The following is an 11400-nucleotide window of genomic DNA, read 5'->3' as shown; positions in this document are numbered from 1 at the left end:
AGGTGGGGGTGCCGGAGCCCGGGGTGCCGGACGGTGAGGGAGACACGGTGGCCGTCGGGGTCGCGGTGGGCGTCGGGGTCGCGGTGGCCGTCGGGGCGGGCGTCGCGGTCCCGGTCGGCCGGCCGCTCGGTTCGGGGGTCGCTCCGCCGTCGCCCGAGCAGGCGGCGTCGTCGATGAGACAACCGGCCGGGTCGGCGGTGCCGTTGACGACGAAGCCGACGGTGACGGACTCGCCGGCGGCCAGGCCGTCCTTGTCCCAGGCGGGCGGCGTCACCGTGACGTGCTGTCCGCCGACGCTCGACTCGGCGTTCCACAGCGAGCCGAGCTTCGACCCGGCCGGCAGGTCGAACTCCAGCGTCCAGTCGGCCTTCGCGGCGCCGCTGTTGTTCGTGACGACGTACTGCGCGGTGTACCCGGTCGACCAGTCGCTGGTCCTGGTGTACGCGGCTCCGATCCCGGCCGCCTGCGCGGTGCCGGTGAGGAACACGGCGCCACCGCCCACGGCCGCCGCGGCGGCCACGCCCCCGATCAGCTTGGTCCTGGTTCTGACGGTGCGCCGGTGGGTGCTCATCACGTGCCCTGCCTTCACTGCTCACGGGGGTGGGGTGCGGCAGCACGCTAGCGCTCACGAAACGGGCAAAGCGCCTGACAGGGACAGGGGTTGGGGATCTTAGGGCGCGCTTAAGGAAGGGATCGGGACCGGTTAAAGGTGACGGCCCGTCCGCCTTGCCGACGTCTTCGCACCGAGCCCCTGTGCCCCCGGCGCTCCGGCTCCCGCCCGTCGAGCTGGATCCAGATCCGCACCTCGGTGCCGCCCAGCACGGACGAGCCGATGCGTACGTCCCCGCCCGTCGACTCCGCGAGCCGGCGCACGATGTCCAGTCCGAGCCCGGTCGACCCGGCGCTCCCCGAACCCCTGCCGCGGGCCATCGCCGCCCGGGGGTCGGGTATGCCGGGGCCCGCGTCCGAGACGAGGACGATCACGGCGTCCTCGCCGTTGTGCAGGTCGACGGCGAAGGCGGTGCCCTCCGGGGTGTGCCGGAAGACGTTGCCGAGCAGGGCGTCCAGGGCGGCGACGAGGTCGGCGCGGACCACGGGTATGCGCACGGGCCGGTCGGCGCCGGCCACCCGCACCTTGCGGCCCTCGTCCTCGGCGAGCGCCGACCAGAACGCCATCCGCTCCCGGAGCACCTCGGCGGCGTCGCATCCCGCGCCCGGTCCGGCGGCCGCGGTCTGCGGCTTGGCCTCGCGGGCGGTGCGGATGATGGTGTCGACCTCGCCCTCCAGCTGGGCGACCGCCGCGCGGGTCTGCTCGGCGGCCGGGGAGTCCCCGAGCGAGGCCGCGTTGAGCCGCAGCACGGTCAGGGGGGTGCGCAGCCGGTGGGAGAGGTCGGCGGCCAGCTCCCTTTCGTTCGCCAGGAGTTGGACGACCTGGTCGGCCATCGAGTTGAAGGCGACCGCCGCCAGCCGCAGTTCGCTCGGCCCTTCCTCGGGTACGCGTGAGCCCAGCTTTCCCTCCCCCAGTTCGTGCGCTCCCTCGACGAGCCGACGGGCGGGCTGCACCATGCGCACGCCCAGCCGGTCGGCGACGGCCACCGAGCCGACGACCAGTGCGGCGCCGACCGCGGCGAGCACCGCCCAGGCCGTCCCCACCCCGTTGCTGACCTCTGACTCGGGGACGTACACCTCGACGATGGCGGTGCCGAGGCTGAGCGCGACGGGCTGGAGCAGGGCGGAGCCGCCGGGGACCTCGGCGGTGGAGGCGCGGCCCAGCTCGCGGACGGCCGCGATGTCGGCGGCGGTGGCACGCTGCCGGCCGAGGTCGAGGGCGGGCCGGCCGCCGTCGGCCGGGAGGTGCACGGCCATGCCGTCGTCGGAGCCGGCGGCCGCGACGACCCGCTCCAGCTGGTCGCGGTCGGTGGTGATGGACAGGGCGGGGACCACGACGGCGGCCTCCCGCTCGGCGTTGGAGAAGGCGCGGTCGCGGGCCATCTCCTTGATGACCAGACCGAGCGGCACGGCGAAGGCGACCACGACCATCGTGGTGACCGCCAGACACACCTTGACCAGGGCCCACCTCATCGCGGCGGCTCCCCGGCGGGCGGCGCGGCGGGCGGCTCCAGCTTCACGCCGACGCCGCGCAGGGTGTGCAGATAGCGCGGGCGGGCCGCCGTCTCGCCCAGTTTCCGGCGCAGCCAGGACAGATGGACGTCGATGGTCTGGTCGTCGCCGTAGGACTGCTGCCAGACCTCGGCGAGCAGTTCGCGGCGCGGGACGACGACGCCGGGGCGGCCGGCGAGGAAGGCGAGCAGGTCGAACTCGCGGCGGGTGAGGTCGAGGCGGGCGCCGTCCAGTTCGGCCTGGCGGCGCAACGGGTCGACGGTCAGGCCGCCGACGCGCAGCACGCTGGACGGCGGTCCCTCACCGGCGCCGGAGCGGGAGCGGCGCAGCACGGCCGCCATGCGCGCGGAGAGGTGCTCCACCGAGAACGGCTTCGTCAGATAGTCGTCCGCGCCCGCGTTGAGCAGCCGGACGATCTCCGTCTCGTCGTCGCGGGCGGTGGCGATGATGACGGGTACGTCGGTGATGCCGCGGAGCATCTTCAGGGCCTCGGAGCCGTCCAGGTCCGGCAGTCCGAGGTCCAGGACGACCACGTCGAAGCGGAAATGGGCGACCTCGCGCAGCGCCTCCAGCGCCGTACCGACGCTGCGCACGGTGTGCGAGGCGTCGGTGAGGTGCCGGATGAGCGCCGAGCGGACGAACTGGTCGTCCTCGACCACGAGAACACTTGCCATGCGCGGCAACCTACGCCATGCGGCCGAGGCCGATCCGGGCCTGTGGACAACTCCGTGTCTGTGGACAACCGGTGGGGCATCGGCGGGACATCGGTGGCACATCCGTGCGACACCGGTGCGGCGGGTGAGGCAGGATGGCCCGCGATGCGCAGAGGACTCGTACACGTACTGGCCTGGACGCTCGCCACGGGCGCGGCGGTCACGCTGTCGTGGTGGGGTGTCCACACGGTCATGGCGGGCACGGCGTACGACCCGCCGCGTGCCCTGCCGCTGACGGCGGGCGACGCGAAGGCGCAGCGGTCGGAGCCACCGACGGCCTCGGCCACGAGCCGCCCGGCGCCGACACGGACGCCGACGCCACCGCCGTCCCGGCCGTCCTCCTCGCCCTCATCTCCCTCCTCGCCCGCACTGCCCTCCGCATCCCCCACCACCCGCAGCCCGGCGGCTGCCGGCGGCCCGTCCGGTCAGGTCAAGAGCTACGACACCGACGGCGGGCGGGTGGTGTTCGACCTGGGGAAGACCTCGGCGTCCCTCGTCTCGGCCACGCCGGGCGCGGGCTGGTCGATGCAGGTGTGGAAGACGCAGTCGTGGATCCGGGTGGAGTTCGCCTCGGGCGCGGACCGCGTGTCGGTGTTCTGCACCTGGCACGACGGACCGCCGCGGGTGGAGGTCGGCACGTACTGAGCAGGCCCAGGCCCTGCCGGCCTAGCGGAAGACCGACGGCGGCGGGGCCGGTGACGCGACCGCCGAGGCGTCGACGACCACCGCGGCCCCGCCGGTGAAGTCGGTGAGCTCCTTGCCGTGCTCGACGCCGCCGGGGTGCGGGTCGGAGGCTGCCCTGCGGGTGAGTTCGGCGGTCGGCAGAGGCAAGTCGGAGGCGACCAGGACGGCGTTGCCGAAGCGCTTGCCGCGCAGCACGGTGGGGTCGGCGACCAGGGCGAGTTCGGGGAAGCGGGCGGCGGCGGTGGCTATCTGGCCGCGCAGATGCGCGAGCGGGGGGCCGTCGGCGAGGTTGGCGGCGTAGAAGCCGCCGGGCTTGAGGGCCCTGCGGACCTCGTCGAGGAACTCGGTGGAGGTCAGGTGCGCGGGGGTGCGTGCCCCGCTGAACACATCGGCGATGACGAGGTCGGCCCATCCGTCCGGCACCTTGCCGAGCCCTTCGCGCGCGTCGGTGGACCGCACGCGGATGCGGGCGCCGGGGTCCAGGGGCAGCTCGCGGCGGACCAGTCGGACGAGGCTCGCGTCGCGTTCGACGATCTGCTGGGTGGAGCGGGGGCGGGTGGCGGCGACGTACCGGGCGAGGGTGAAGGCACCGCCGCCGAGGTGCAGGACGTGCAGCGGCCGGCCGGCCGGGGCGGCGAGGTCGATGACGTGGCCGAGCCGGCGCTGGTACTCGAAGGCGAGGTGGCCGGGGTCGTCGAGGTCCACGTGCGACTGGGGCGCCCCGTCGATGAGCAGCGTCCAGGCCCGTGCCCGGTCGCGGTCCGGGAGGAGCTGGGCGAGCCCGCCGTCGACGGTCTCGCTGACGGTCGCGTCGCTGTCGCGTTCGCGCCGGGAGTTCCTGGACCTTGCCATGAGGGCATTTTCGCAGGGGGCGAGCGGTGCCGCTTACCGGCCTGCGCCCGTCGGACGCGCCGTACGCCGACGGGCGCATGCCGACGGCCGTCCGCCGGGCGATGAGCCGTGCCGCCGCCGCTACCGGCAGCTGTCCGCCGCCTCGATGAGCCGTGCCGCTTCCCCCAACGCCCGCTGGAGCACGGCCGGGTCCGTGGCGAGGTCGGCCTCGCCGGGCGGGAGCAGCCAGTCCGAGCCCTCGACGGGCGGCTCGGGGGCGAGTCCGACCTCGCGGAGGACCCCGCCGTCGGTCTCCGTACAGGTGCTGCCCGGGACGTCCCAGGCGGCGGCGGTGCCCGGCGGGACCAGGAAGGCGAGGGTGTCGTGTCCGTCGTCGTGGAGTACGGGCCCGACCGCGTCGCCTGCCCCGCGGCGCAGGATGTCGACCGCCTCCAGCCCCTGCCGGGTCGGCACGGTCACCAGATCGCAGGCCGTCCCCGACGACACGAGGGGATCGTCGCTCCGGCTGGTCTCCACTCCCGGCCTCCCTCACGCGGTCACTGTGCAAGTCCACCGGGTTCAACGCGGCAGAACGTCAACGGCTACGCGGAAGTCCGCCGCAAAGGATGGCAGTTCATGGCAGATCGCGGATGAGATATCCGGTTTGTAGCCAAACACTGCGTGGCGGACCAACCACAGAAGGTACGTTCATGCCCGCCGGAACCAGGGCGACCACACCGCATATCGGTCAACTCATACTGATTCCGGCATGGTTCGACGGTTCGCACGAGAGGACCCGGCCATGGCGTCGTCACTGGTGACCCCACCCCGGCCCGACCGGCCGGCACGGCCCAATCTCGCCTTCCGGCGGCTGCGCGGACAGCGCTCGCCGGCCGAGTTCGCCGCACTGGTGCGGCGGGCCGCGCGCGAGATCGGGGAGCGGGTGAGCTGCGACGCGCGCTATGTCGGCCGGGTCGAGGCGGGGGAGATCCGCTGCCCCAACTACGCGTACGAACGGGTGTTCCTGCACATGTTCCCCGGCCGCACGCTCACCGATCTGGGGTTCGCGCCCCGCTCGTCCGTCCGCGGGCGGGGGGCGCGCGCACCCGAGGACGCGCCGGACGCCCACCCCCCGGTCCGGGAGCGGCCCGCGGGTGACGCGCCGGAGGCCGGTGAGACGCACGGGGCGTACGAGCCGTATGACACGCAGGACCCGTACGACACGCACCACAACGACGAGGAGAGCGACGTGCTGCGTCGCGCATTCATGACCGGCGGAGGAGCCACCGTGGCCGCCGCCTCCATGGGCCCGCTGGGGCTCACCCTGGACGCGTCCGCGGCCGGACGCCCCGTGCGGCGCGCCGGGACGGGCGAGGCGAGCGCCCTGGAAGAGGCGGTCCGCCGGATCCGGCTGCTGGACGACCGGCACGGCGCCGACGGGCTCTACCGGCGCGCGGCGACACCGCTGCGCGCCGCGTACGCGCTGCTGGACGCCGGAGCGGTACGGCAGGCGACCGCCGACCGGCTGCACTCGGGCGCGGGGGAACTGGCCATCTCCGTGGGCTGGCTGGCACACGACTCGGGCCGGTTCGACGACGCCCGCTCGCACTACGCGGAGGCGCTCGCGACCGCCCGGATGACCGGCGACCACGCACTGGAGGCGCACGCCTTCTGCAACACGGCGTTCCTCGCGCGCGACGCCGGCCGCCCGCGCGAGGCCGTCCGGGCGGCCCAGGCCGCACAGCGGGTCGCCCGCCCGCTCGGCTCCGACCGGCTGATGTCGCTGCTCGCGCTGCGCGAGGCGGGCGGCTGGGCCGGGCTCGCCGACCGCACCGGCTGCGAGCAGGCCCTCGCGCGCGCCCACGCCCTGTACGAGCGAGGCCCCTCGGACGCCGACCCCGAGTGGATGAGCTTCTACGGCGAGGCCGAGCTGGAGGGCCTGGAGGCGCAGTGCTGGTCCACGCTCGGGGACTGGCCGCGGGCGGCCCGGCACGCGCGGCGGGCGGCGCAGCTCCAGGACCCCCACTTCACGCGGAACATCGCGCTCTACACCGCCGAGCTGGCGGACGACCTCGCGCGCGGGGGACGGCCCGACGAGGCGGCGACGGCCGGGATGCGAGTGCTGGATCTCCTGGACCAGGTCCAGTCGTCGCGGATCCAGACGATGCTCGCGGGCACCGCCCGGGTACTGCTCCCCCACCGCCGGGCCTCCGGCGTGGCCGAGTTCCTGGAACGGCACGCCTCGGCCCCGCGCAAGGCCTGAGCAGCTCGTGCTCGGTCCGGCTAGCCCGCCAGGTGCCCCAGGTCGTTCCAGCTCTCGATCGCGGGGTCCCCGTACGCCCAGCCCAATACGGACAGCGACGTCGGATTGAGGCGTATGCGGGCCGCGAAGTCCAGCGGGAGGCCCAGCCAGCGGGCCCCTATCGAGCGCAGGATGTGCCCGTGGGCGAACACCAGCACGTCCCGGTCCGCGGACCGGGCCCACGCGACGACCTCGTCCGCGCGCGCGGTGACCTCCGCGAGGCTCTCCCCCTGCGGCACCCCGTCGCGCCAGATGAGCCACCCCGGCCGGGCGGCCTGGATCTCGGCGGGGGTCAGACCCTCGTAGGCGCCGTAGTGGAACTCCATCAGCGTGTCCCACGGTGTGGCCCGCTCGCCGAAGCCGGCGAGTTCGCACGTCTCCCGCGCGCGGGCCAGCGGACTGGTGCGCACCTCGACGTCGGGAAGGCCGTCGAACGGCGCCCGGTGCAGCCGCTCGCCGAGCAGCTTGGCGCCGCGCCGGCCCTCCTCCAGCAGGGGGACGTCGGTCCTGCCGGTGTGCTTGCCGGACAGCGACCACTGCGTCTGTCCGTGCCGGGCCAGCAGGATGCGCGGTGCCATGAGAACCCTTCCGGGGGAATGCGGGGGCGGAACACCTCCATCATCGCGCACCCTGAACGGGGGCAACCCGGGGGGCGATCTCAGCGTCTTTGACTGCCGGGGGCGTACGGAATCGGGCGCCTGCACAGGCCGTAAAGTGGCACCTCCGTGCCATCGGCGCCGCAGCTACACGAAGGGGGAGGCGATCGGATGCCGCAGACCGAGACACCAGGCATCGAGGCGGCTCCGCCCAGGCTGCGCTGGTGGACGGAACTGCCGTTGATCGTGCTGGTGTACGCCTGCTACTCCGCGGGCCGGCTCCTCGCGCGGGGCGATGTCACCACTGCCGTCGACCACGGGCTGGCGATCCTGCGGATCGAGAAGCTCCTGTACATCAATGCCGAGCACCCGCTGAACCGGCTGTTCAGGACCGAGGCGTGGATCGGCGTGCCGGCCGACTTCTGGTACGCGTCGCTGCACTACATGGTCACCCCCGTGATCCTGGTCTGGCTGTTCCGCACCCGGGCCGTGCAGTACCGGGCCGCCCGCACCTGGCTGATGACGTCGACGTTCATAGGCCTGATCGGCTTCACCCTGCTGCCCACCTGCCCGCCCCGGCTGCTGTCGGCGGACCACGGCTTCGTGGACACGATGGCCCAGTACAGCTCGTACGGCTGGTGGGGTGGCGAGGCGAGCGCCCCGCGCGGGCTCGGCGGCATGACCAACCAGTACGCGGCCATGCCGAGCCTGCACGTCGGCTGGGCCCTGTGGTGCGGAGTGATGCTGTGGCGGCACGGCGGCACCCGGGCGGCGAAGACCGCCGGTGTCGTCTACCCGCTGGTGACGACGATCGTGGTGATGGGCACCGCGAACCACTACTTCCTCGACGCCGTCGCGGGCGCGGCCGTGATGGGCGCGGGACTGCTGCTGGCCCCGCTGGTGACACGCCGTGCGAACCGGGTCGCGGGCTGGATGGCGGGACGGTTCCCGTTCGTCCCGGTGGCCGCTCGGAGCGCGGAGACCTCGATTGTCAGTGCCGGATGCCAGACTTCCGCGGGTGAGCGAATTCCACGGCAGCGCGAGTCACGGTTCGGGCCCGGAGCCGAGCCGGGTGCCACCCCCTCGGAAGCGGGGGACGGCGCTCCGGCAGCGGCTCGCTGACCTGCGCGGGCCCGACGTACCGGCCAAGGCGCTGGACGCGCGGGCCCTCGCGGCGCTCGCCGCGAACCCGGGATGCAGCCGGCGCGCGCTCCTCGACGGCGCCGGCGTGAACAAGGCGGCACTGGCCGACGCCCTGGGCTCGCCCTCGGCGTTCGGCCAGTCCCAGTTCGCCCTCACGCGCGGCAACGCGTTCGAGGCGAAGGTGAAGGCCGACGGCGGCGCCGACCTGCTGCGCCTGGTGCACGAGAAACTCGACCCACGCGCGCAGCCGCCCACCGGGGCGAGCGTCCCGGACCTGTCCGCGATCGGCCCCGAGGGCCGTACGGCGCGGACCGCTCTGGCACTGCGCGAGGCCGGACAGGCGCCCGGCACCTGGACCCTCCTCGACCATCCGATGCTCGCCCTGGACGTCGCCGGCTCCCCGGCCTTCCTGGAGCCGGACGCGGTCGTGGTGCACCCGGACGGCACCTGGTCGGTCGTGGAGATCAAGTCGTTCCCCCTGCTGGACGGCTCGGCGGACCCGGCGAAGGTCGGCGCCGCCGCCCGCCAGGCCGCCGTGTACGTGCTGGCACTGGAGGCCGTCGCCGCCCGGCTCGACCCCGCGCCGCGCGTACGTCACCGCGTCCTGCTGGTCTGTCCCAAGGACTTCTCCAACCTGCCCGCCGCGTCCGCCGTGGACATCCGCAAGCAGCGCGCGGTCACCCACCGCCAGCTGGCCCGGCTCACCCGCATCGAGGAGATCGCCGACGCCCTCCCGGACGGCACCTGCTTCTCGCCCGAGCTGCCCCCCGAGCAGCTCACGGCGGCCGTCGAGGCCGTCCCCGCGGCCTATGCGCCCGAGTGCCTGGCCGCCTGCGAGCTGGCGTTCCACTGCCGCGACCGTTCCCGCGCCGCCGGCACGGTCACCGCTCTGGGCCGCACCGTCCGCGCCGAGCTGGGCGGGCTGACCACGGTCGGGGACGTACTGGCCGCCGCGCGCGGCGAGGCCGGCGACCCCGACGACCCGGCGGTGGCCGCCCTGCGCCGGGCGGCCCGACTGCGCGAAGAGGCCCTGGGGGCGATGTGTCGCTGATCGCCACCCTCGCCCGCCTCGAGGCCGTCACCACCGGCCGCGCCCGGCCCACCGCCACCGTCCGCCACCGGCACCTGTCCGAGCGGCCGCTGGTCTTCGTGCCGCTGACCACCGCCGGTGAGGCCGGCGCCCCGCTCGGCGCCCTCGTCGGCACCGACCGGGACGCGCCCCGGCTGCTCGTCGTGGCGCAGCCGCGCGACCGCGACCTGCGGTTCGCGTTCCTCGCCGAGCTGGCCGACATCGTCCTCCCGTACATCGACTCCCACGCCGACGCCGTCGAGGCCGCCGAGCGCAGTGAGACCGACCCGGAGACCGGCAAACGCGTCAAGGTCGAGGTCGAGCTGTGCTCCGACGCGCCCCAGCTGATCGTCCCGAGCCGCGCGGGCGTGGAGTACGTCCGCCTCCTGGGCCGCTCGATGCGTTTTCGCCGTACGGCCGAGCAGGACCCGGAGACGCCGTATCCGGCGCCGCCGCGCGTGCCGCTGCTCGGGCGGTGGCTGACACACTTCGGGGAGCGGTCGCGGGTGCCCGGTTCCTCACTGCTGCTGGCGCTCACCGAGGTGCTGGGCCGGCACTGGGCGACCGGCCAGTCCAGCCTGGAGGACCAGCACCTGGGGGCGCTGCTCGCCTGGATCGCCCCGCCCGAGGGAGCGACCGGCGCCGAGGCGGCACTGCGCGCCGAGCTGGCGCGCGACGGCCGGGGCCAGCTGCTGTGCCCGCCGGCCGGCCCGGCGACCGACCCCGCGTTCGACAACAAGCTGCTCGCCCCGGCCATCGAGCGCTACGACCGCGCGCGTACCGCGCTGGCCGCCGCCGAGGACGGCCTCCAGGCCGACGACCGGCTGGGCGAGCTGACCGCCGCCGAGCGGGCCATCCGCGAACTCGTGCTGAGCCGGACCCTGCCCACCTGGGAGAAGGTGTGGCAGGGCCTCGACCTGCTGCGGGAGCTGCCCGAAGGGGCGCACGTCGAGGAGCGGTGGACGCGCGACCGCTGGTCGTTCACCGGCCACCGCGACCGGGTCGTGGCCGGCGAGCCCCCGCAGCCGCGCCGCGACGACGCGGTGACCGCAGCCAACAAGCTGGCCACCCGCGAGCGGGAGCAGGGCCGGCTGGACGCGCAGGAGGCCCTCGACGATCCGCTGGTGATGGCGGGGCGGCGCCTCGCCGGGGAGGCGTTCACGGGCGAGGTCGTCGACGTGGTCATGGCGTACAGCGAGGGCAAGCGGCCGAGCCCGCGCCCGCTGGTCACCGTCCGCACGGACGACCGGCCGCATCTCGGGGAGCGGGCCAAGGTGTTCCGGTCGCTGGGCGCGAAGCCGCAGGCGGCGGAGTTCGTGCGGCGGGACGGACCTGACGCGGCGGACGGCCCTGAGGAGGAGTGCCTGCTGGTGCTGCGGATCGTCGACAAGATGGGCCGCGGCAAGGAGCCGGAGGAGGGGTCCGTGCCCGAGAAGGGCGACCGGGTCTGCTTCACCTTGTTCGAGCAGGAGCAGCGCGGCGGCGCGAAGCTGCCCGACCCGGAGGACACGCCGTGGACGCACGGCGGGCCGCCCGGGGAACCTGTGCCCGAGACCGCCGATTCCGTCACCGAGGAGGACACGCTGTGACCACCGAGGCCGCCTTCGACGCCGGGACCGCCGCCACCCGCGCCACCGACGCGATCCTGCGCGACACGCTGCACGGCACCGCGCGCGGGGTCGTCGTCGACTCCCCGCCCGGCGCCGGAAAGTCCACGCTCGTCGTCCGCGCCGCGCTGGAACTGGCGGACGCGGGCCGCCCGCTGATGGTCGTCGCGCAGACCAACGCGCAGGTCGACGACCTGGTGCTGCGGCTCGCCGAGAAGAACCCCGAGCTGCCGGTGGGCCGCCTGCACAGCAGTGACACCGACGCCTACGACAAGACGCTGGACGGCCTGGCGAACGTACGGAAGTCGGCGAAGGCCGGCGACCTGGCCGGGCT

At 74.5% G+C, this 11400-nt stretch carries 12 protein-coding genes; 6 read left to right on the top strand and 6 right to left on the bottom strand.

Annotated features, from left to right (window positions below; genetic code table 11):
- The 3 genes from BZL64_RS13155 to BZL64_RS13145 form a co-directional block, all read right to left on the bottom strand.
- On the bottom strand, window positions 1–571 hold a 571-nt coding region (locus BZL64_RS13155; RefSeq protein WP_208639430.1), incomplete at its 3' end, for a cellulose binding domain-containing protein.
- Between the two features lie 110 nt (window positions 572–681).
- Window positions 682–2082 carry a HAMP domain-containing sensor histidine kinase gene (locus BZL64_RS13150; protein ID WP_086769312.1) on the bottom strand — a complete coding sequence of 467 codons (1401 nt, stop codon included), beginning with the start codon at window positions 2080–2082 and terminating at the stop codon, window positions 682–684.
- Window positions 2079–2795, bottom strand: coding sequence for a response regulator transcription factor (locus BZL64_RS13145; protein WP_086769310.1), 717 nt, complete (start codon window positions 2793–2795; stop codon window positions 2079–2081). Before BZL64_RS13145 ends, BZL64_RS13150 begins: the two co-directional genes overlap by 4 nt.
- Before the next feature lie 144 nt (window positions 2796–2939).
- Between BZL64_RS13145 and BZL64_RS13140 the strand changes: the two genes are divergently transcribed.
- Window positions 2940–3479 carry a hypothetical protein gene (locus tag BZL64_RS13140; protein WP_086769307.1) on the top strand — a complete coding sequence of 180 codons (540 nt, stop codon included), beginning with the start codon at window positions 2940–2942 and terminating at the stop codon, window positions 3477–3479.
- 21 nt (window positions 3480–3500) lie between these two features.
- Here the strand turns inward: BZL64_RS13140 and BZL64_RS13135 are convergent, their stop codons facing one another.
- Together BZL64_RS13135 and BZL64_RS13130 are read right to left on the bottom strand one after the other, a co-directional pair.
- On the bottom strand, window positions 3501–4370 hold the full coding sequence (locus BZL64_RS13135) for a spermidine synthase (RefSeq protein ID WP_086769305.1): 870 nt from the start codon (window positions 4368–4370) through the stop codon (window positions 3501–3503).
- Window positions 4371–4490: 120 nt separating this feature from the next.
- Window positions 4491–4886: a hypothetical protein gene (locus BZL64_RS13130; RefSeq protein WP_086769303.1), complete on the bottom strand. Its 396-nt coding sequence runs from the start codon at window positions 4884–4886 to the stop codon at window positions 4491–4493.
- Between the two features lie 265 nt (window positions 4887–5151).
- On the opposite strand from BZL64_RS13130, the gene BZL64_RS13125 reads away from it, so the two are divergent.
- Entirely contained in the window at window positions 5152–6612 is a 1461-nt protein-coding gene (locus tag BZL64_RS13125; RefSeq protein WP_086769301.1) for an NsdA family TPR-like regulatory protein, read from the top strand.
- Between the two features lie 20 nt (window positions 6613–6632).
- Here the strand turns inward: BZL64_RS13125 and BZL64_RS13120 are convergent, their stop codons facing one another.
- Window positions 6633–7229: a histidine phosphatase family protein gene (locus tag BZL64_RS13120; protein ID WP_086769299.1), complete on the bottom strand. Its 597-nt coding sequence runs from the start codon at window positions 7227–7229 to the stop codon at window positions 6633–6635.
- A gap of 189 nt (window positions 7230–7418) precedes the next feature.
- Between BZL64_RS13120 and BZL64_RS13115 the strand changes: the two genes are divergently transcribed.
- From BZL64_RS13115 to BZL64_RS13100, 4 genes are all read left to right on the top strand, one after another.
- Window positions 7419–8369: a phosphatase PAP2 family protein gene (locus BZL64_RS13115; RefSeq protein WP_086769297.1), complete on the top strand. Its 951-nt coding sequence runs from the start codon at window positions 7419–7421 to the stop codon at window positions 8367–8369.
- Window positions 8320–9441 carry a hypothetical protein gene (locus BZL64_RS13110; RefSeq protein WP_086769296.1) on the top strand — a complete coding sequence of 374 codons (1122 nt, stop codon included), beginning with the start codon at window positions 8320–8322 and terminating at the stop codon, window positions 9439–9441. Before BZL64_RS13115 ends, BZL64_RS13110 begins: the two co-directional genes overlap by 50 nt.
- Window positions 9432–11048, top strand: a complete 1617-nt coding sequence (locus BZL64_RS13105) for a hypothetical protein (protein WP_086769294.1) — start codon at window positions 9432–9434, stop codon at window positions 11046–11048. Before BZL64_RS13110 ends, BZL64_RS13105 begins: the two co-directional genes overlap by 10 nt.
- Window positions 11045–11400, top strand: a 356-nt coding sequence (locus BZL64_RS13100; protein ID WP_341868796.1) for an AAA domain-containing protein, incomplete at its 3' end; no start/stop codon positions are given. The genes BZL64_RS13105 and BZL64_RS13100, both read left to right, overlap by 4 nt.

Origin of the sequence: Streptomyces bobili (genome assembly GCF_002154575.1) — a bacterium.
Lineage (GTDB): Bacteria > Actinomycetota > Actinomycetes > Streptomycetales > Streptomycetaceae > Streptomyces > Streptomyces bobili.
The sequence above is the reverse complement of the archived record's forward strand: the minus strand, read 5'-3'. Positions and strand labels throughout refer to the sequence as shown.